This is a genomic window from Pseudoprevotella muciniphila, assembly GCF_003265305.2.
Taxonomy (GTDB): domain Bacteria; phylum Bacteroidota; class Bacteroidia; order Bacteroidales; family Bacteroidaceae; genus Alloprevotella; species Alloprevotella muciniphila.
Map to the genome: position 1 here is coordinate 684,085 of NZ_CP033459.1, position 21,385 is coordinate 705,469.

Consider the following 21,385-nt stretch of genomic DNA (forward strand, 5'->3'; position numbering starts at 1 on the left):
GATGCTTTTACCACATACAAACAGCGTTCTCTAATCCCTTGCGGAACAACAGAGAACGGCGTGGCGGCAAGGGTAGCAGAGAATGCAACCTTGCAGGCGTTTTTATATCGCTGATAATCAGCGAGTTGTGTAAATTGGGGGGGGGGTAAATTTTGACCTTACCGGTTCAAAATAAACGCCGGAAACTTCAAAAGTGTCTTGATTTTGAAGCCTTTGTGCGCACAACTGTGGCGCAGCGGTCTGGTGGATGTAATTTGCGCGGGTCATAAGTATCTGCGGGGGTTGTAAGATGTCTGTTCAAGTCGTTGACGCATGGTGCAGTTTTCTAGAATGTGCAGCGGCTTCGTCTTGCAGCTCTCGTAAACCTTGTGGCTCTCGTATTTTTTTAGTTAATAATTATTCTGAATTCTCTTAAATCCTTTGATTTGTTTTACTGTTTGTTTTTTAAGTCTTTTTGTAACTATTTTGTTAAATTTTGGATTTCAAGCTGCAAAATTACAGTTACTTTTCAAAACAAACAATTTTTTTAGACATTTTTTGAAGAAACAACGAATTATACACAGGTTTTCTTGCATAACCACCAATTACACAATTTGCTTCGCGACTGGAGTTTTATAAAACCACAAATTCTTGCTTTGGCAAGCGAGCATGCTCGAGCGACACAAATTACACAAGATTGTTTTTTATTGTTGTCCGCTAAAACGGGCTGAAAGTCCGTAAAGCCCATAGCCCAGGGCAACGCCCTGGGGGATAAGGTCAATGGCAATGGCGCACTGTAAGTGCAAAAGCAGAAACGAGATTAGCATTTATTTAATAATATGGCTTTTGTCCTTTCAGGACGCAAATACTCATACGTCCATATACCCAAGGCGTTGCCTTGGGCTATGAGCAGTAAGGCTTTCAGCCTTATTCAGAGCACTAAAACGGACGCAACAAAGTCAAAGAGTAAGCCCCCATAGATTACACCACCCATAAAACACCCAAACAGAAAGGCTTATGACTATGTCCATAAAACTTTTACCGGACACCAATAATTGTTTTTTTACATCTCCACTCATTCCCATAGAATTATCCATATAATTTTCGCTGTGTTCCGGTGTAGGTGCAATAAAAAAGAGAGGACCTAAATCCTCTCTTTTGGTAGGTATGATTATTAAAATCGTTTTCTTATTCTGCGCGGAGCGTGAAACGAAGGAAGGCTGTAGCCTTACATTCTTTATCAGCCTGCTTTAGGTATTCTGCCACGGTGATGTTTCCATCCATGATGTAAGCCTGCTGGTCGAGACAGTTCTCGCGGAAGAACTTTGCCATACGTCCGTTAGCGATGTTCTGAATCATCTGCTCGGGGAGGTTGTTGGCTTTTTCTTCAGCCACACGTGCCTTGAGTTCGCGGATTTCGTCGGCTTGCTCAGCCGTGATGCTACCCTTGCGGATACCTTCTTCGAGGTGTTCTTCGCTCTCTGCGATGTAGAGGTTGAATCCTGCCTTCTTGAGTGCTGCTTCAACAGCCTTTTCAATCTGCTGATCTTTTGTCTTAGCAATTGCCTCTTTGAGTTCCTGTGCCTTAACTTCTTCTGGTACTTCTGCCTCTGTTACTGCGATAGGTTTCATGGCTGCTACCTGCATAGCCACGCTGTGTCCGTACTCTTCAGCCACCGGCATATTGAGTGCTACGATGGTGCAGAGTTGGTTCCTGCCCTGATGGTTATACATTGAGAGGCTTTCACCTGTGATGGTGAGATAGTCGTCGAGCTGCATTTTTTCTCCGGTTACACCACTTCTTGCCGTAACGAGTTCGGAAACCGTTTCGCCGTTGATAACGAGGTTTCTTACTTCTTCCACGTTAGTGCATTTTGCGGCAACTGCTGCATCGAGAATCTGCTGTGTGAGTGCCACGAAGTCAGCATTCTGTGCAACGAAGTCTGTCTCGCACTTGAGCGCTACGATAGCACCGAAGTTGCCGTCGATTTTGCAGAGCACGCATCCTTCGCTTGCTTCACGGTCGCTACGCTTAGCAGCGATGGCGAGTCCGCGTTCGCGAATAAGTTCGTTCGCCTTGTCGAAATCTCCATCAGCCTCCATGAGTGCCTTCTTGCAGTCGGAGAGTCCGGCATTGGTCAGTGCGCGCAATTTCTTGATATCTTCTATTGATACTGCCATTTGTTGTTCGTTGTTAGAATTGTTTTATAAAAGTTTATGCTTCGGCGGGTGCTTCAGTAGGTTCTGCTGCAGGTGCTTCTTCAGTTGCAGGAGCAGTTTTTTCCTCTGCTGCGGGAACTTCGGGAGCAGGAGCTGCTTCAGCCTTTTCTACTCTTGCACGTGTTGAGCGGCGGCGTGATGCGCGTGCCGGTGCTGCATCTTCTTCATTCTGAGATGCTGCAGCAGCCTCGTCAGCCTTTTCAGCCTTACGCTCTTCCTGTCCTTCCACGATTGCTGCACAGCAAGCGTCGAGTATTGTTTCAATGCTGCTGCTTGCGTCGTCGTTGGCTGGTATTACGAAGTCAACGTTGCTTGGGTTAGAGTTTGTGTCTACGATGCCGAAGACGGGTATGCCGAGACGGTTAGCCTCTTTTACTGCGATGTGCTCTTTCATCACGTCGATGACGAAGAGAGCAGCGGGGAGGCGGTTGAGGTCAGCGATAGAACCGAGGTTCTTTTCCAACTTAGCACGTTGGCGTGAAATCTGGAGAATTTCGCGCTTTGAGAGGTTGGAGAATGTTCCGTCGGCAGTCATTTTGTCGATATTGGCCATTTTCTTGACAGCCTTGCGAATAGTTGGGAAGTTGGTGAGCATACCGCCCGGCCAGCGTTCCGTAACGTAAGGCATGTTTACCGATGTAGCCTTGTCAGCAACGATTTGCTTGGCTTGTTTCTTAGTAGCAACGAAGAGGATGCGTTTTCCTGACTTAGCGATTTGCTTGAGTGCATCTGCAGCCTCGTCAATTTTCACGACTGTCTTGTGGAGGTCGATGATATGTATGCCATTGCGCTCCATGTAGATGTATGGTGCCATGGCAGGGTTCCATTTGCGTTTGAGGTGGCCGAAGTGGCAGCCTGCCTCGAGGAGTTGGTCAAAGTTTGTTCTTGACATTTGTTTGATTTTTTGTTTGTTTACTTTCTTTTTAGTTGCCGACAGTCGTTGGTTTTATTTTTCGACTGTCTCCTTTATTAGTCAACCAGCCCTTTGGTAGTCTTTCCTGTGATAGAATCCTAAGGGTTTAGATGCTAAACTCTCGTTGTTCTGCCGTGCATTAACGCTTGCTGAACTGGAAGCGGCGGCGTGCCTTTGGACGTCCCGGCTTTTTGCGTTCCACTTCGCGCGGGTCGCGTGTCATGAAACCTTCAGCGCGGAGCGCCTTTTTGTCTTCAGCATTGATTTTTACGAGTGCACGTGCAATGGCGAGGCGCAGGGCTTGTGATTGTCCTGTGTAGCCACCACCTGTGAGGTTCACCTTGATGTCATACTTTTCAGCGGCATCGAGCAGCGTAAGGGGTTGCTTTACCACATACTGCAGGATGGGTGAAGGGAAGTATTCAGCAAGGTCTCTTTTGTTTATTGTAATTTTGCCAGTACCTTCAGTTACGAAGATGCGAGCGATGGCGCTTTTGCGGCGACCTAATGCATTAATCATTTCCATTGCTGCTGCGATTATTTAAGTAGGTTGATGTCAATTGCTTTTGGGCTTTGTGCTTCGTGCTTGTGTTCGCCACCTTCATATACATAGAGGTTGGAGAGCAACTTGGCGCCGAGGCGGTTCTTGGGCAACATGCCTTTCACAACACGACGGAGGAGGATTTCTGCTCCGTTCTTCTTTGCGAGGATTTGCGCAGGTGTTGTTTCGCGCTGTCCGCCGGGATAGCCTGTATAGCTGTAATAAACTCTGTCTGTCATCTTCTTGCCGGTGATTTTGATTTTTTCGGCATTGAGGATGATAACGTTGTCGCCACAATCTACGTGCGGTGTGAAGTTTGGTTTGTACTTACCGCGGAGCAATTTGGCAACCTTTGTGCAAAGACGGCCGAGCACCTGGTCGGTAGCATCTACTACCACCCACTCTTTGTTGGCTGTCTCTTTGTTTGCAGAAATGGTCTTGTAACTTAAAGTGTCCACTTTCTTTTTACTTTTTTTTGTTTTGTTACTACTAATTAAAATACTTTTCCTGCGATTCCCAAACCACTGCAGCCGGCCAATGGCTGCCGCTATTTACACGCAGTTAAGGCGACTTTTACGGCGCCTTGATAATAATCGGCGTGCAAAATTACGACATTTTTCAAAACCTGCAAAGACATTTTGCAAAGTTTTTCTTTTTGTTTGTATTTTCAAAAGATTTTCTTATTTTTGTATGCTTTTACATTAGTTTTGAGAAAAAAGAATATGAGTTATGACTATCAGATGTGCAATAATAGACGATGAGCCTTTAGCACTTGAGTTGCTTGAGAGTTACGTATCGCGCACGCCCTTTCTTGAGTTGCGCGGGAAATATTCGAGTGCCATAGAGGCTCTGGGCGAAATAAAGGAAAGTCCTGTTGACCTGGTGTTTGTTGACATACAGATGCCCAACCTGAGTGGTCTGGAGTTTTCCAAACTACTGCCGGACGAGACGAAGATAGTGTTCACCACTGCCTTCGACAAATACGCGCTCGACGGTTATCGTGTCCAGGCTTTGGACTACCTGCTGAAGCCTATCAGTTACACTGATTTCTTAGCGGCAGCAAACAAGGCGCTGAAATGGCTTGACGGACATGGTGAAGCAGCGGTTCACGAGGAAGACAATCAGGTGGACTCCATGTTTGTGAAGAGCGACTACAAACTGGTGCGTATTTTCTTCAAGGACATAACTTATGTTGAAGGCCTGAAAGACTACGTGAAGATATATCTCGACACGAGCCGCAGTCCTATTCTGTCCCTTACTTCGATGCACACGATAGAGAGTTACCTTCCCCACCCCAAGTTTCTGCGTACTCACAGGTCGTATATAGTAAACATGGAGAAGGTCAACGTGATGGAGCGCGGCCAGATAGTGTTCGGCGACAAATATATTCCTATTTCCGATACTCATCGCGCTCAGGTACATGAATACATAGAGCAGCGCACTCTGGGTCGCTGATTCACATTTTTTAGATTTATTTGTTTCCGTATTTTCAGATAATAGTTTAACTTCGCGTTTGAAAGTAACTATAAAAATAAAGAAAAGATTATGAAAAGAGTTCTCCTTATATTAAGTATGGTGCTTCCATTGTGCCTCTTTGGCCAGAACAACGAAGCCAAATACCTGGCGGGCGCTGTGCCGGTAGAGAATGGTTTTGTAACATTCAAGAAAGACTTCACTGCAACAGGCAAGTCGAAGGCAGAGATTTTTGCAGCCATTCGCGACTACACGCTGAGCCAGATTGTTGAAGGCGACAACCACCTGCCCCAGTCGCGCTTCACGGCATTGGACGAAGAAGAAGGCATCATTGCAGCCAGCATTGAAGAGACGCTTTACTTCCGCCGCTCCGCACTTGTTACTCACAGCACCCGCTTCTTCTACCAACTGGTGTATCAGATAGCCGACGGCAAGTTCAGTGTTGAGATGCGCCGTCTGCACTACCTCTACGATGAAGCCACAGCCGCAGGCATTCCCGAACAGGAGATGCCGGCAGAAAAGTGGATTGTGGACAGCGAAGCACTGAACAAGTCAAAGACAAAACTGACCCGCATTGCAGGCAAGTTCCGCCGCTACACCATCGACCGTAAGGACGAGATATTCCTTGGTGTGGCTCAGGCTGTCGGTGCTGACAAGAAGGTAGAAATCCGCGAGAGTTACTAACAGTTAATGTTACACTTTATAACAAATTTAGATCAGGAGGACGTATGTAAATGCGTTTTCCTTTTTTTTTACCGTCGCATAAATATATTTTGACAAATTGCTTCCAATTAGTATAAAATTTGTATTTTCGCAGGCTAATTGAAAATAAAAATAATAAAAGATAATAAATGAAAGCATTCGTATTCCCTGGCCAAGGTGCCCAGTTTGTGGGCATGGGCAAAGACCTTTATGAGAAGCACCCTATTGCCCGCCAATACTTTGATTCAGCAAACGACATTCTCGGTTTCGACATCACGGACATCATGTTCGACGGCACTGACGAAGAACTCAAGCAGACAAAGGTTACCCAGCCGGCAGTGTTCCTCCACAGTGTAATTAACGCACTTTGTCTTGGCGACGATTTCACCCCCGACATGGTGGCAGGTCATTCTCTTGGTGAACTTTCTGCGCTCACGGCAGCAGGTTGCCTGAGTTTTGAGAGCGGCCTGATGTTGGTTTCTGCCCGCGCAAAGGCTATGCAGAAGGCTTGCGAGTTGCGTCCCTCGACGATGGCTGCCATCATAGCGCTCGACGACGATGTGATAGAAGGCATCTGCAGCGAGGTGAGCAACGGCGACGAGATTGTTGTTCCTGCCAACTACAACTGCCCCGGACAACTCGTTATCAGCGGCACCGTGGATGCCGTGAACACTGCCTGCACCATGCTGAAAGAAGCGGGTGCCAAGCGTGCCTTGATTTTGAACGTGAGCGGTGGTTTCCACTCACCCATGATGCAGCCTGCCAAGGAAGAACTTGAAGCCGCCATTGCTGCCACCACATTCAGTGCTCCCCGCTGTCCTGTTTATCAGAACGTTGACGGTGAGGCTCATACTGACGCAGAAGAAATCAAAGCCAACCTCATCCAGCAGTTAACTTCTCCTGTCCGCTGGACGAAAGAAGTGAATGCCATGGTTGCTGCCGGTGCCACAGATTTCATTGAATGCGGTCCGGGCAAGGCTCTTCAAGGCATGATTGCCAAGATTTGCAAAGGCAATGCCGACATCAGCATCAGAGGCATAGGCGAATAAGCACATTATTAACCAACATACGAGTGTTCGGAACGTAGTATTATCCTTCTCTGGACACTCATTTTTTATTTATATGAGCATACACGCGATATATCAGTTGCTCCCACGCCTGTTTGGCAATATAGGCGGCAAGAACACCCCTTCGGGTAGCATTGAAGACAATGGCTGCGGCAAGATGGACAGTATTACGCCGCAGGTGCTACGCCGCATCAAGTCGTTCGGCTACAGCCACGTTTGGTACACAGGTCTTCTGGAGCATGCCACAAAGACAGACTACAGCCGTTACGGCATTGCGACGGACCATCCGGCAGTGGTAAAAGGCACTGCAGGCTCTCCATACGCCATCAAGGACTACTACGACATCGACCCCGACCTTGCCACTGACCCTGCGCAGCGGATGGCAGAGTTTGAAAATCTTGTTGCACGCACACACCAAGCCGGTCTGAAAGTGATTATCGACTTCGTTCCTAACCACGTGGCACGTCAGTACCACAGCGACGCTCACCCTGCAGGTGTTGCCGATTTGGGTGCCGATGACGACATGACCCGTGCTTTCAGTGCTGACAATAATTTCTATTATATTCCAAACGAGCGTCTGCATTGCGATAATTTCTGCCCTGGCGCTGACTACATGGAGTCGCCTGCCAAGGCTACAGGCAACGACCGCTTCGATGCCTGGCCCGACCGCAACGACTGGTACGAAACCATAAAACTGAACTATGGTGTGGACTATGTTGGTGGACGTGTGCATCACTTCAACCCCATTCCCAACACATGGAAGAAGATGACCGACATCCTGCTATTCTGGTGTGGTAAGGGCATAGATGCTTTCCGCTGCGACATGGCAGAGATGGTGCCTGTTGACTTCTGGCATTATGCCACGGCTGCAGTAAAAGAGCAGTATCCGCACATCGAATTCGTGGCAGAAGTTTACGATCCCAATCAATATAGGAACTACATCCATTATGGCGGTTTCGACTATTTATATAATAAGGTAGGGCTTTACGACACTCTCCGTGCCGTAATGCGCCATGAGGCTTCAGCATCTGCCATTACCAGCGAATGGCAAAAGGTGGACGACATCCGCTCTCACATGCTCAACTTCCTTGAGAACCACGACGAGCAGCGCATTGCCTCCGACTTTTTCTCGGGCACTGCACAGGCAGGCTTTCCTGCTTTCATCGTCTGTGCCCTACTCGACCGCGCTCCGGTGATGCTCTATGCCGGCCAGGAACTCGGCGAGCGCGGCATGGACGCAGAAGGCTTCAGCGGCCGCGACGGCAGAACCACTATTTTTGACTATTGGTGTGTCGATTCACTCCGAAAGTTGTGTAAAGGGAAGAAGAGTTTCACAAAATCCGAACGCGCGCTCTATGACACCTACGAACGCATTGTCAGCATGAGCGGACGAGACATCGTGACGCAGGGCGAGAATTACGACCTGATGTATGCCAACTATGGCGACACGTGCGTTTTCGACTATCATCACCTATTTGCTTTCATCAGGCGTCATGGCAGCGAGACACTGCTTGTGGTAGTGAATTTCGACGAGAAAGAGCACCAGACGCGTCTGACGATTCCTGCCCACGCCTTCGATTTCCTGAAAATGAAGGAAGGCAAATACACGGCAAAAGATCTGCTTACTGACACAGACGTACAAATTACACTTAAGCGCTACGGGATAACAGAGATAACTGTTCCGGCGCAGAGCGGGGTTGTGTTGGAGTTTTAGTTAAATTCAATTGAAAAAGGCATTTGCCCTTTGGTGTTTCCGATAGTTTTTCTTAACTTCGCCAACGGAAAAGTTAAAGGTAATATCATGAAAAATGTTCGCACGCTACTCGGTTCCTGTCTTGTAATACTGTTCTTGGCTGTGGGGATAGTCCCTGTTCTTGCTCAGAGCGGAGTAATACAGTACAGGGTTCAGGAACACGAGACTTTATACGGCATATCCAGACAACACGGCACGACTATCGAGAAGATTATCAGCGTCAACCCGGGTCTTCAGCCTGAGAACCTGAAGGCCGGGCAGACCATCAAGATTCCCACCGAAGCGCGTAATTCTACGCAAGTGGCGAAGGAAGGCGGTCAGCATGAGGTTATGGAAGGTGAGACCATCTGGGGTATCTCTCACAAATATGGTCTTACCATCAGCGAACTTATTTCCGCCAATCCGGAAATGAATAACAGCGACTACGTTTTGCGTGCAGGCAGCACACTCAACATACCTTCCCGTAATAAATCTTCTGCTCGCCCTTCGGCTTCTTCGAAGCCCGAGCAAAAAGCCGTTGCATCGTCCCAAGGCAAATCCAAAGAGATTAAAATTGCTATCGTGATGCCTATGTCAGGCGACAAGCCCGAAGTGGGTCGTTGCGCCGAGTTCTACCGCGGTCTGTTGATGGCTGCAGAAACGATGAAACAGCGCGGCAAGACCATTACGATATATCCCTACGAAGAGAGTTCGGACGGCGACGTCCTGTCCATTTTGGGGCAGATAGAAAAGAATGGTGTGGACATCATCTACGGTCCGCTCTATCCCAGTCATTTTGCCACTATGGGTGTATTCACCAACCGGACGGGCATCAAGGCGATTGTACCCTTCTCCTCGAAGGTGGAATCGGTGAACAGTTGCAGGAACATGTACATTGTCAACACCCCTGCGAAGGTGCAGAACACCAATGCCTGCACGCTGTTCAAGAAACATTTCCCGGGCTCGCACGTTGTATTTCTGAGGACTTCGCAGACTCAGGACGACTTTGTTGCAGCCATGAAATCGAACTTGCGGCAGGACCAATACAGCGAGTTACCGATGGGTTTCTCCAACAATGACATACTGTCCATAGCATCGGGCAAGAGAGAACTGGTGCTCATTCCTACGGACAAGAGCGAAGGCACGCTGAAAGAGACACTGACGCGTCTGGAACGTCTGCGCAGCGAAATGCCTAAGATAAAGACTGTGCTCTTCGGTTATCCTGAGTGGGAGAAATTCCAGGAGACCTACGTTCACCGTCTGTGCGCTGCCGATGCCTACGTGTTCGCTTCGTTCTACTACAACCCCTACGATGCTTCCACCACCTCGAAGATGGAGGCATACAAGAAGCGCTATGGTGCCCCTATGCTGAATTTCTATCCCCGCTATGGTCTGCTCGGCTATGACGTGGGGCTTCAGACGATGTCGAACTACTTCAACTATGGCAAGTCGTTCACCACACAGGTCAGCAGCGAAGCATACTTACAGAGTCTGCTGAAGTTCCAGTCGGCGAACAAAGACGGTGGCTACGTGAACGGCAACGTCTGGTTCATGCATTTCAGGACAGACAACACAATAGAACGCATTTCTTCAAGATAGTTTTTCCGACGTATGTTCAGGCAATCGGTCAACATGTCATTATCCATGCTAAATAAAATCAAGTTTTCGGCAGTCTTCCTGTTTTTCCTGGTGTGCGTTACGGCATTTTCCCAAGTCGGGGAATACCGCAATACGTTGTCGCTCGGCGCTAATGGCGGCATGACGTTCAACACGATTTCTTTTGACCCTCACATCAAGCAGAATTCGCACATCGGCCCTACTTTCGGCGTGACGATGCGCTATACTTGCGAAAAATACTTCAAGACGCTCTGCGCCCTGCAGTTGGAGTTGAACTATACTCGCCTCGGCTGGACTGAGCATGTGCTGGACCATAATTCAGAAGAACTGCCTGACGAATACAGCCGTTATCTCGACTACATACAACTTCCCATGCTTGCTCGCTTGAGTTGGGGGCGCGAGAACAATGGTGTGATGTTCAGCATTATGGCAGGTCCGCAACTGGGTTATTGCTTTGGCGAGACATCAAAACGCAGCGAGGTCTGGACTGTAACTGCCGATGGTCTGCCCGACCGCCCCAACATGCTTTCTGTACAATACGACATGGACATTGACCACAAATTAGACTATGGCATAACAGGAGGCTTGGGCATTGACGTCAACACTAAAATCGGGCGTTTCTCGATTGAAGGGCGCTACTACTATGGTTTGGCGGACATCTTTGCCAGTGCCAAGAAGGACGTATTCTCGAAGTCGAATCACCAGACCATCAGTGCCAAGATATCCTATCTGATTGATATCAAGTAAAAAACTACGAAAAATCCCAAATCAGTCAAAGCGCCGATTTGGGATTTTTTTGTTTATCTTCCTTGTACTTCTTATGGATAGTATTTTCTCTCGCCTGCAGCGAGGGTGTTGAGCATGAGCATGCAGATGGTCATGGGCCCTACTCCACCCGGAACAGGGGTTATGGCGTTGCATATTTTTGACACTTCGTCAAACTTCACATCACCGGAGAGGCGAAATCCGCTCTTTCGTGATGCGTCGGGCACCCGCGTGGTGCCTACATCGATGACCACGGCTCCTGGCTTTACCATGTCGGCTGTTACAAATTCCGGACTGCCGATGGCTGCTATGACGATGTCGGCTTGGCGGCATTCTTCCTTGAGGTTCTGACTGTGCGAATGTAGCACTACGACCGTTGCGTCGCCGTATTGCTTTTGCATCATGAGTTGCGCCATAGGTTTGCCTACGATGTTTGAGCGTCCGAGAATGGCGCATTTTTTTCCGCTTGTTTCCACATTGTAACGGCGCAGTAGTTCAAGAATGCCTTTTGGTGTGGCAGAAATGTAGCACGGCAGACCTATTGCCATACGCCCTACGTTGATGGGATGGAAGCCGTCAACGTCTTTTTTGTAGTCGATGGCCTCGATGATTTTCTGTTCGTTGATGTGTTTTGGCAATGGCAGTTGCACGATGAATCCATCAACGTCCTTGTCGTTATTGAGTTTTTCCACACACTGGAGGAGTTCTTCCTCTGTGATGTCGTCTTCATATCTGACGAGTGTGCTTTCAAATCCGCATGCCTGGCAAGCGAGCACTTTGTTCCTGACGTATGTTTCGCTACCTCCGTCGTGCCCCACGAGCACCGCTGCAAGGTGTGGGCGCTTGCCTCCTGCAGCTACGATGTCCTTTACTCTCTGTGCTATTTCTTCCTTTATTTTTGCTGCGGTGGCTTTTCCGTCGATAATGGTCATGGTGTGGTTGGTTTTTATATTTGTCAGTTGGTCGATGAAAATTTTGTGGCACCCCTACGGGGTTCGTTTATAAATTGTCAGTTTACAGGGGTTTCATTTCGCTTCGCTCCATTTCACCCCTGCCTATACTGTTTCGTCCCTACGGGACTACCATGCAGATGGGTTAAGTCCTTTACTTCGCTTTGGGGGTTATCTTAGATTTTCGGACCGTTCTGCTGCATTTGCTGCATCTGCCTCATGGCTTTCATTTTTCCCATCATGCCTTTTTTATCCATGGCATTCATCTGCTTCATCATCTTTCTCATGTCGTCGAACTGCTTGATGAGCCGGTTTACTTCCTGAATGGTTGTTCCGCTACCTTTTGCTATTCTGATTTTTCTGCTTTGGTTGGCAAGGAGTGATGGTTCTTTGCGTTCTTTCGGCGTCATTGAGCGGATGATTGCCTCCACGCTCTTGAAAGCATTGTCGTCAATGTCCACATCCTTGACAGCCTTTCCCACCCCAGGAATCATTGATACGAGATCCTTGATGTTACCCATCTTCTTGATGGTCTGAATTTGATTGAGGAAGTCTTCGAAGTCGAATTTATTTTTTCTGAGTTTTCTCTCGAGTTCTTCTGCCTCTTTTTCGTCTATTGCTTGCTGTGCGCGTTCCACGAGGCTGACCACGTCGCCCATTCCGAGGATGCGGTCTGCCATGCGCTGCGGGTGGAACACGTTGAGTGCATCCATTTTTTCTCCTATTCCGACGAATTTGATGGGTTTGTCCACCACTGTCCTTATAGAGAGGGCTGCACCGCCACGCGTGTCGCCATCGAGTTTTGTGAGTACCACGCCATCAAAGTCAATGCGTTCATTGAATTCCTTGGCTGTGTTGACAGCGTCCTGTCCCGTCATGGCGTCTACCACAAAGAGGGTTTCCGAAGGGTTGAGCGACTTTTTGAGGTTTTCTATTTCGTCCATCATCTCCTCATCCACAGCGAGTCGTCCTGCGGTATCGACGATGACGATGTCGTTTCCTTTCGCCTTAGCGTGCTGCACCGCGTTTAGTGCTATTTCCACAGGGTTCTTGTTGCCTTCTTCGCTATAAACAGGTACTTCGAGTTGGTCTCCGAGCACTTTGAGTTGGTCGATGGCGGCAGGTCTGTACACGTCGCACGCCACGAGGAGAGGCTTATGTTGCTTCTTATCCTTTTTCAGCATATACGCCAGTTTGCCCGACATGGTGGTTTTACCCGAGCCCTGCAGACCTGACATGAGAATGATTGCCGGACGTCCTTGCAGGTTGATGGGCTGCGCTTCGCCTCCCATGAGTATGGCGAGTTCGTCGTGCACCACCTTTATCATCATTTCCTTGGGTCTGACGGCAGTGAGCACGTTCATACCCATTGCCTTCTGCTTGACGGAGTCGATGAAGGTTTTTGCCACTTTATAGTTGACGTCGGCTGCAATGAGCGCTTTTCTTACGTCCTTAAGGGCATCTGCCACGTTCACTTCCGTGATTTTTCCTTCACCCTTGAGTATTTTGAACGATCTTTCGAGTCTTTCGCTTAAACTTTCAAACATATCAATTACACCTTATTTTATAATTGGTCGCAAAATTACAAAATTTTGCTTAGAAAGGGTGTTGTGTTCGATGAGTTTTTGACCTGCGGGAGCTAAAAAACTCGATTTGGCTTATTATTTGACCAATAATACCATCAAATCGTCACTTCGACTTTGCATTATAGCCTATTAAAATAACAAAATTAACAAAGTTAAAAAAATTGCACACTTACAGAATTAAGTGTGCAAAAATAATTGTAATTTTGCGGCGTTTTAGAACTGGAAAAAGAATCAGAAAAGAAAAATTGAACAAACTCATACAATTATGAAGAAAAAACTACTTCTCTCCGCTTTGTGTGCATTTGCTACAATGACTATGAATGCCGGCGGTTTCCTGACCAACACGAATCATGGTGCGCATTTCCTTCGCTTTCCGGCTATGGAAGGTGTGATTACGGTTGAAGGTGCTTTATACAACCCCGCAGGAATTGGTTTCCTTACTCCAGGTTGGCACATTGCCGTGAATAACCAGACGGCATTACAGACCCGTACGATTCAATCGTTCTACGAACCTTTCCGCTATGGTGCAGGAAATAACGGAATGTCGCTAAAGAAATTCGAAGGCAAGTCAACTGCTCCTATCATTCCAAGTTTCGACATTGCCTACGTCAAGGATCGTTGGTTCGGCTCATTCCACTTCGGTGTGATTGGCGGTGGCGGCAAATGTGAGTTTGACAATGGGCTCGGCTCCTTCGAGAGTGTTGTTTCGATGCTTCCCGGTGTGGTTAATGCCTTGGCGCCGATGGACATTGTTTCGGGCTACTCTGCCGAGTCATTCATGCGTGGCAAGCAGTACTATTTTGGCGGTCAGATTGGTTTGGGTTACAAAGTTGACGACCATCTGTCGGTGAGTCTCGGCGGCCGTTTGATTTATGCTTCGTGTAACTATTATGGCTATGTTCGCAACATATCTCTGACCACTGCTGTTGACATGCCCACCGCAGCAGGCACCATACCTGCCGGCACGACAGTACCCGCCGCCAATTTGTTCAATGCTGTAGGCATGAATTCCATGGCGGCACTCGTGGGCGATGTCAATGTGAACTGCGACCAGAGCGGTTGGGGCTTTTCTCCGATTATCGGTGTGAACTACAACAACGGCAGATGGAACGTTGGTCTTCGCTATGAGGCAAAGGCACGTCTTCGTCTGAAGAACCGTTCCTCAACTGAAGCTTCAAGCATGATGAGCAATCTTGAAGAGTTTCAGGACGGCAAGAAGGTTGCCGGCGACATGCCCGCATTCTTCGGTATCGGTGCGCAATACAAAGCCACAGACAAATTCCGTGTAGGTTTGGGCTACCACTACTATTTTGACGACAACGCTCATCAACACAACCATAAGCAAGATAAGCTCGATGCTAATACCTGGGAGTTGCTCGGTGGTTTGGAATACGACCTCACAGACCGTCTGACAGCCAGTGTGGGCGGACAGATGACCAACTATGGTCTTGGCAAGAAAAAAGATTACATCAGCGACATGAGTTTCACAACAAGCTCCTACAGCCTTGGTGCCGGCGTAAAGGTGAAACTCTCTGAAAAGGTTGACCTCAACGTGTCATACTTCAAGACATTCTATTACAGCACTCGCAAGAATCAGGAAGACTACAATGGTGTAGGCGCTATGTACAACGGCATTGTTCAGAGAGTGGCTGCATCAGGAGCCCTCACTCCCGAGCAGATTGACAAGGTTAACACCACCTTCCAGAATGTCGATTTCTCCGGCAACGACCTGTTCGACCGTACGAACGACGTGATTGGTGTGGGTGTGAATATCAAGTTCTGATTCATAAGAAATATTACATAAAAATCTATCCGCAGTGCCGATAAAAAAGCATTGCGGATTTGTTTTTTTATAATAAGCCCACTTTAAGGATTCTCATTTACATTCTTTTTTGAACGCGCGCTCGAGCTCTGCTCGCTTGCTACTGCAAGAATTACGCTAATTGCGCGAAGCTTTGCAGGACGCTACACTCGAAAAATTCGCAAATTATGCCAACGCTTCGCGCGGCGATTTCGCTAAGGCTTGCAGGACGCTACAAACTCACGTTATTTTTCTTAAATTTTCTCTAATGCTTGGGTAAGGTCATCAATAATGTCATCTATATGTTCGGTGCCTATTGATAAGCGTATAGTTGATGGTATGTTGCGGTGTTAGATCCAGAGAAGTTGAATCAAAAACTCCTGGTGTTTTGTAATGTAAAACTCAAGCAAATAAACCGAGAGATAGCAGAGGCATTCGTGCGCCAAATCAACTTCTTTCCAGAGGTCATTGAGTGCTACAACACGAGTGGCACATACGACTATCTATTAAAAATCGGTGTTCGCGACATGAAGCAATATCAAGAATTCATACTTACCAAATTGGGCAACATCGACTCTGTAAGTTCCATTGAGAGCACTTTCGTTATGAACGAAGTGAAGAACAAACATGGCATCAATTTCTAATTAACGTGAGCTCGGATTGTTAATTATCCCACATAAAAACGCACTTTATTGAAGTTTTTTTTCTTCAATTGAACTTTTTTTTTTTTTTTGCAGTTTGTACATTGACTCCTTGTCAATAGTTATTCAGTGCGCAAAAAGCTATACAATACATCAACCACATTAACAACAAGTCTATAGGCAGAGTAAAAATACGCACTGGTTTTATTCTGCAAATGGGCTATTAAACTTAGAATGTAAGAATGATGAAGAAAACCCTTACTCTTCTCGTCCTGCTGTGCATAAGCACGGTGGGTTGGGCACAGACCGCCAGCGCTTTGGAGGGCTATGGCGAGCCACTTACTTTGGAACAGTTCAAGGCGCTGGCAGGCACTGGCAAGCGTTTCGGCTTTGTTGCCACGAGCAACACGGCTACCGACACACAGCCTCGATGCGACCATTGGATGAGGTTCACTACTGTTCATAACGGCACTCTTGACGAAACGGCGCTGTTCTATCTTGAAGAAAGCACCACAGAGGGCTGCTACAAAGTGAAGCGTGCCAGTGACGGCCTTTACGTCAGCACATCAGCGGAGAGCACCTCATTTGAAAGTGAAGGTTCGGACTTCCGCCTTGTAAATCGCGACCCCAATGACCCGACGAAGATTGTCACGGGCGCACAGAGCATCAGCTTCGAGGATCCGACAGACTCCACACTTCACTATAATGCCAACGCAGTGAAGTACAACGGGGGAGCTGGTTCATGGACAACCTACGCCATTTACGGTGCCATCTACAAGGTTACCTTGAACTGCGTAGATACGAATAGCGAAAGCCTAAATTCTCAAACCTACTACGTCATTGACGGAACGACAATCGAAGCCCCGACAATCGCAGGAAAGACTCCACAGGGTGCCTCGAGCGTCACCGTGAACGGAGCGGATGCCGAACTCACTGTGGTTTATGCTGAAAGCACCTACGATTATTCACTCGTCGTAAACGGTGTTGTACCAGGCATGACAATGACCATTAAAGGCGAAAGCATCGAAGAAGGCTCAAGCAACGTAAGCTGCTCGAGCACAGTGACAGCAGAGGACGTCATCGTCACGTTCCCCGATGAGTATAGCTACATGACCTACTTTGTAAGCGTAAACAACTCCACCATTACAGTGGACTGCTACGATTCTCGTGTGGATGACATTTTCGTGCCCGTTACCGATGCTTACAACAGCGCCGACAACGAGCCCGCACCTGTACATCCCGTTCCGAGCCAACGTCAGTTGCTCTGGCAGGAGACGGAGTTCTACGCATTCTTCCACTTCGGCATGAACACCTTCACAAACTCTGAGTGGGGAAATGGCGGAGAGGCCGAATCTCAGTTTGCTCCTAAAAAGTTGCCCAACCCCAAGCAGTGGCTCACTGCTGTTAAGGCAGCAGGAATGAAGGGCGGTATCGCCGTAGTGAAACACCACGACGGCTTCTGCCTCTGGCCAACGGCAACGACGACGCACAGTGTTGTGAATGCTGGAAACGAAAACGGACGCAACACGAACATCCCAGAAGCTTTTGCTTCTGCCGCTCGCGAACTTGGCATGAAGTATGGCTTCTACGTATCGCCGTGGGACCTCAATAGCAAATACTGGGGCGATGGCACGAGCGACTACGTAAACAAGGTATTCCTCCCACAGTGCCTTGAGTTGGCACAATACGGTAGCGACCAATTTGAGATGTGGTTCGACGGTGCTACAGGTGGTGACCACGCAGGTTACTACGGCGGCGCCAACAAAACACGCACCATCCCCAATGCTGCTACATACTACGACATCCCTAACCTGCGCGACACCGTGCACGCCATCGCACCAAACTGCGTGATGTGGGGTGTGGGCGACGAAGCTCGCTGGATTGGCAATGAAGCTGGATGGGCAGGAGAAACGAACTGGTCTATGGGCTCAGGCGAGAGTGGAAACATGAACGCTTGGAAATGGAAGGCTGGCGAGAGCGATGCCAAAGCCACTGACAAGGGATGGTTCTGGCATAGCGGTGAGAGTCCAAAGACGGCAAATACCCTCTTCAAGATTTACCTTGAGACAGTAGGCCGCAACGCCACCCTCATCCTCAACTTCCCACCAGACCAAAACGGCGAATTGCCCTCTGCCGACGTGACAGTTCTTCAACAACTCGGCACACTCATCAACAACCGTCTAACGAACGACAAAGCCAAGACTGCCAAGAGCATCACGGCATCGACCACACGTACTGCAGGAGCATCGCGCAATTACAGCATTGACAACGTAACGGACGACAACAAAGACACCTACTGGGCAACGGACGACAACACCCTCTCAGCCAGCATCACGCTGGAATGGGATGAGGAACAGTCACTGTACTATGTCATGCTGATGGAATACATCAAATTAGGTCAGCGCGTGAAAAGCTTCACCATAGAGACAAGCCTCGACGGCGACACATGGACAAAGCGCGCCTCTGGATCGACAACGACCATCGGCTACAAGCGCATCGTTCCACTTGGCGGAAGCACATCTTCTTATACGGCTGTGAAGGCAAAATACCTCCGCATCACCATCAACGATGCAAGAGGTTGCCCGACGCTTCATACACTCTCTGTTTTCTAACCCCACAAACATAATATTTTCTGAATTATGAAATTAACAAAATATATAGCTATGGCAGCCCTTGCCGTTGCGCTGCCTGCCTCAGCACAGACCATAGACTTTGAGACGGCGAAAGGATATAGCAGTCTTGGGGTTTACGATACATGGGAGCAATCGCCATTCCGTACAGGAGCAATAGCATCCCCTGAGCGTTATGTAGGCGTTACGAAAAACCCTGACGCATCCGTCAACGAGGAGTTTGGCATACAAATCAATCCCAGCGCGAAGGTGCTTGCCGTGCAGCGTTCTCGCTTCGGTAGCAACACGTTCGGTGCACGCATTGACCTTGCCGACACACTGCACATGGGCAAAGCCACACGCTACGTCCACGTCATGGCGCTGAAACCACAAGGCGAAACATCAAACATCATGGTAATAGGTCTCGGCAAACGTCGCGACTGGGAAGGACAAAGCCCCGAAACGGAGCAGTTTTGGGTTACGTCCTCCATATCTCTCAAAGAAGGTACATGGACAGACCTCGTGTTCCCCATCAGCACTAATGAATACGTGGATATTCACAGCCTCGTCCTCGTTCCCGACCTCGCTTCACCACACCTACGGACAAGCGACTTCATAGCATACTTCGACGACATTGAGGTCAATGACAACCCCAAAGCCCGTGTCATGACATCGTTCTACCCTGTGAACTTCGATGTTGACCAGAAACCCACACGCTCAGACCGCTCACTCAATAGCGCAAGCTTCACCGTCTCAGGCGAATCAGCGCAGAACGTCAGCGTTAACAAGACGAAGGTATATAACAACCAAACAGAAACGGCTACCATCACGGCACGTCCTGGCAGTACCGTCAGTGTCAAGATGTCGTACACGGGAGGTTGGATGAGTGGCTATGCCTACGTCGATTGGGACAACGATGGACAGTTCAAGCCCGTCATCGAAGACCACAAGCCCGCTGCAGGTAGCGAGTTGGTAAGCTACACCTACCTCGAAGGCTACAACAGTCTCGGACAGAGTCAGGCAAACGGCAACAGCGTATCGGGCGGCTACATCACATGCCCCACATTCACGATTCCCGAAGACACGCCATTCGGCATCTACCGTATGCGTCTGAAGGTGGACTGGAATAGCGATGATTCAGGCGGCAATGCTGATCCCAACAACCTGATTGTAAACAATGGCGGAGCAATACTTGACGTTCTCCTCAACGTACATGCCGATGAAGTGGACATCTCTGCCAACCAACTTAACGGCGACGTTCTTGCCGATGACGGCACCGTGCTCAGCGAAAAGCGCATCCCATTCGGACAGACATTCAAGATAAAGATGGAGCCTGCTCCTGACTTTACCTACACGGGTGCAGTCATTACTCATGGCTACAACCTCGACGGCCCCGAATATGTGCACGAAAACCGCCAGTACAAGTCTATTACTGTTCCCGCCTCAGCTTTCGACAGCGAAACGCATGAGTACACCATCCCTGCCTCATACATCGATGGCGAAGTACGAATCGAAGGCCTTTTTACCCCTGGTGAAACCCCTAACCCAGACACCACGACTACAACATATACAGTTACCTACAAGAAGGATGTCGAAGGTACGTTTTACCAAAATGGGAGCGAAGTAGGAACTGGATCAGGATGGGCAGCTTCAGAGTGGGTATCCGCTGCGGAGCCTGTCGTGACCATTAAAGCCGACCACAACAATGGATTTAACACCTCCAACTTCAACTTGGGGCGCGACTTCAAATTCACCATCAGCGTGGAAGGTGACTACGCTATCACTGGCTACAAAATTTCAACATCTAACGGATGGGGTACGACGGTTGTTACGGAAGGCAACCAATCGGAAGTGCTCAGCGGTGTTATGGAATTGACCGTTGCCGACTTGAATACAACTTCCACATGGTTCACAACAGCTGATGCCAACCTGAATGCCCCCGTAATTGACGTTTACCTCGTGGATGCCACTCCTACAGGTTTGACCAACGCCACCATCAACGATGCCAACGACGGTTATATTTACTCCCTCGACGGACGCCGTGTAAAGAATCCGTCAAAGGGTATATATATCGTAAACGGCAAAAAACTGATAATAAAATAGGGCAACTCTGAAACCGCTTATAGCGGTGTAGGTAACGCAAATTATTACATCATAGACATAACGAACTACTGGATTTGCTGGTAGTTCGTTTTGCGTTAATGATGATGGTCTGCCCATTTTATGCTACATTTTGTCTATCTTTGCAAAAAATAGGTACTCATGACGACATTATACCTATCGCGGCATGGCGAGACAGAAGAAAATCTCGCCCGTATATTTCAGGGTTGCCTGCCAGGGCGGCTCACTGAAAGGGGACGCGAGCAAGCCATCGAGATGGGGAAGTCACTTCTTGGCGTGCCTATTGACTGCATTGTGAGCAGTGACTTGCAACGCGCCACAGACACTGTGGATTTAATAAACAACACTCTTCATCTGCCTGTTTTCACTACTCCCCTACTTCGCGAGCGCGATTGGGGAGAGATAACAGGGCTTAAGATAGGCAGTGTCAATGTGGACGATTATGAGAGTGTTGAAACAGTGGCGGCCATGACGCAGCGCGCAGCCGAAGCACTCCACTTCTTTCGCACTGAATTTGCAGGCAAGCGAGTGCTTGTGGTCAGTCATGGTCTATTCATGCGCTGTTTGCGCGGTGTGGCAGAAGGCAAAAGCATTCAGGAAGTGGAACGATGGCAGAATTGCCAGGTTGTGCGGTTAGACTTATGCTGAGTGATATACATCAAGTGGTA

16 protein-coding genes and 2 pseudogenes are annotated in these 21,385 nt (G+C 48.5%); 11 read left to right on the plus strand and 7 right to left on the minus strand.

The window, feature by feature from the left end:
- Window positions 1–1,167: 1,167 nt before the first annotated feature.
- The 4 genes from tsf to rplM form a co-directional block, all read right to left on the minus strand.
- The gene (gene tsf / locus C7Y71_RS02845; RefSeq protein ID WP_111898659.1) at window positions 1,168–2,160 is read right to left on the minus strand and encodes a translation elongation factor Ts; all 993 of its coding nucleotides are present in this window, start codon (window positions 2,158–2,160) and stop codon (window positions 1,168–1,170) included.
- A gap of 34 nt (window positions 2,161–2,194) precedes the next feature.
- A complete protein-coding gene (gene rpsB, locus C7Y71_RS02850; RefSeq protein ID WP_111898658.1) occupies window positions 2,195–3,091 on the minus strand; it encodes a 30S ribosomal protein S2 in 897 nt (298 codons plus the stop codon).
- 160 nt (window positions 3,092–3,251) lie between these two features.
- Window positions 3,252–3,638, minus strand: coding sequence for a 30S ribosomal protein S9 (rpsI, locus tag C7Y71_RS02855; RefSeq protein WP_111898657.1), 387 nt, complete (start codon window positions 3,636–3,638; stop codon window positions 3,252–3,254).
- Between the two features lie 11 nt (window positions 3,639–3,649).
- On the minus strand, window positions 3,650–4,111 hold the full coding sequence (rplM, locus tag C7Y71_RS02860) for a 50S ribosomal protein L13 (protein WP_111898656.1): 462 nt from the start codon (window positions 4,109–4,111) through the stop codon (window positions 3,650–3,652).
- Between the two features lie 271 nt (window positions 4,112–4,382).
- On the opposite strand from rplM, the gene C7Y71_RS02865 reads away from it, so the two are divergent.
- The 6 genes from C7Y71_RS02865 (at window position 4,383) to C7Y71_RS02890 (ending at window position 10,991) form a co-directional block, all read left to right on the plus strand.
- The gene (locus tag C7Y71_RS02865; protein WP_111898655.1) at window positions 4,383–5,108 is read left to right on the plus strand and encodes a LytR/AlgR family response regulator transcription factor; all 726 of its coding nucleotides are present in this window, start codon (window positions 4,383–4,385) and stop codon (window positions 5,106–5,108) included.
- 90 nt (window positions 5,109–5,198) lie between these two features.
- Entirely contained in the window at window positions 5,199–5,810 is a 612-nt protein-coding gene (locus C7Y71_RS02870; RefSeq protein WP_111898654.1) for a DUF4468 domain-containing protein, read from the plus strand.
- 167 nt (window positions 5,811–5,977) lie between these two features.
- Window positions 5,978–6,877 (plus strand): ACP S-malonyltransferase, encoded by a 900-nt coding sequence (gene fabD / locus C7Y71_RS02875; RefSeq protein WP_111898653.1) that lies wholly within the window; start codon window positions 5,978–5,980, stop codon window positions 6,875–6,877.
- A gap of 73 nt (window positions 6,878–6,950) precedes the next feature.
- Window positions 6,951–8,609 (plus strand): alpha-amylase family glycosyl hydrolase, encoded by a 1,659-nt coding sequence (locus C7Y71_RS02880; protein ID WP_111898652.1) that lies wholly within the window; start codon window positions 6,951–6,953, stop codon window positions 8,607–8,609.
- Window positions 8,610–8,696: 87 nt separating this feature from the next.
- Entirely contained in the window at window positions 8,697–10,226 is a 1,530-nt protein-coding gene (locus C7Y71_RS02885; protein ID WP_146739440.1) for an amino acid ABC transporter substrate-binding protein, read from the plus strand.
- A gap of 45 nt (window positions 10,227–10,271) precedes the next feature.
- Window positions 10,272–10,991: a porin family protein gene (locus tag C7Y71_RS02890; RefSeq protein ID WP_111898674.1), complete on the plus strand. Its 720-nt coding sequence runs from the start codon at window positions 10,272–10,274 to the stop codon at window positions 10,989–10,991.
- Between the two features lie 71 nt (window positions 10,992–11,062).
- Here C7Y71_RS02890 and folD read toward each other — a convergent pair whose 3' ends face one another.
- Both folD and ffh read right to left on the minus strand, forming a co-directional pair.
- The gene (gene folD, locus C7Y71_RS02895; RefSeq protein WP_111898650.1) at window positions 11,063–11,941 is read right to left on the minus strand and encodes a bifunctional methylenetetrahydrofolate dehydrogenase/methenyltetrahydrofolate cyclohydrolase FolD; all 879 of its coding nucleotides are present in this window, start codon (window positions 11,939–11,941) and stop codon (window positions 11,063–11,065) included.
- A gap of 194 nt (window positions 11,942–12,135) precedes the next feature.
- The gene (gene ffh / locus C7Y71_RS02900) at window positions 12,136–13,506 is read right to left on the minus strand and encodes a signal recognition particle protein (protein WP_111898649.1); all 1,371 of its coding nucleotides are present in this window, start codon (window positions 13,504–13,506) and stop codon (window positions 12,136–12,138) included.
- Window positions 13,507–13,810: 304 nt separating this feature from the next.
- Between ffh and C7Y71_RS02905 the strand changes: the two genes are divergently transcribed.
- On the plus strand, window positions 13,811–15,328 hold the full coding sequence (locus tag C7Y71_RS02905) for an OmpP1/FadL family transporter (RefSeq protein WP_111898648.1): 1,518 nt from the start codon (window positions 13,811–13,813) through the stop codon (window positions 15,326–15,328).
- Window positions 15,329–15,600: 272 nt separating this feature from the next.
- Here C7Y71_RS02905 and C7Y71_RS02910 read toward each other — a convergent pair.
- Window positions 15,601–15,684: pseudogene (locus C7Y71_RS02910) on the minus strand (hypothetical protein); the annotation flags it as partial.
- Here C7Y71_RS02910 and C7Y71_RS02915 point away from each other — a divergent pair.
- The 4 genes and pseudogenes from C7Y71_RS02915 to C7Y71_RS02930 all read left to right on the plus strand — a co-directional run.
- Window positions 15,685–15,990, plus strand: a pseudogene (locus tag C7Y71_RS02915) (Lrp/AsnC family transcriptional regulator); the annotation flags it as partial. It abuts the pseudogene before it with no gap.
- A 239-nt stretch (window positions 15,991–16,229) separates the two neighbouring features.
- Complete coding sequence (locus tag C7Y71_RS11975; protein ID WP_226943534.1) at window positions 16,230–18,599, plus strand: alpha-L-fucosidase; 2,370 nt, start codon at window positions 16,230–16,232, stop codon at window positions 18,597–18,599.
- A 27-nt stretch (window positions 18,600–18,626) separates the two neighbouring features.
- Complete coding sequence (locus C7Y71_RS02925) at window positions 18,627–20,699, plus strand: GEVED domain-containing protein (RefSeq protein ID WP_146739439.1); 2,073 nt, start codon at window positions 18,627–18,629, stop codon at window positions 20,697–20,699.
- A gap of 159 nt (window positions 20,700–20,858) precedes the next feature.
- Complete coding sequence (locus C7Y71_RS02930; RefSeq protein WP_111898645.1) at window positions 20,859–21,365, plus strand: histidine phosphatase family protein; 507 nt, start codon at window positions 20,859–20,861, stop codon at window positions 21,363–21,365.
- Window positions 21,366–21,385: the final 20 nt, after the last annotated feature.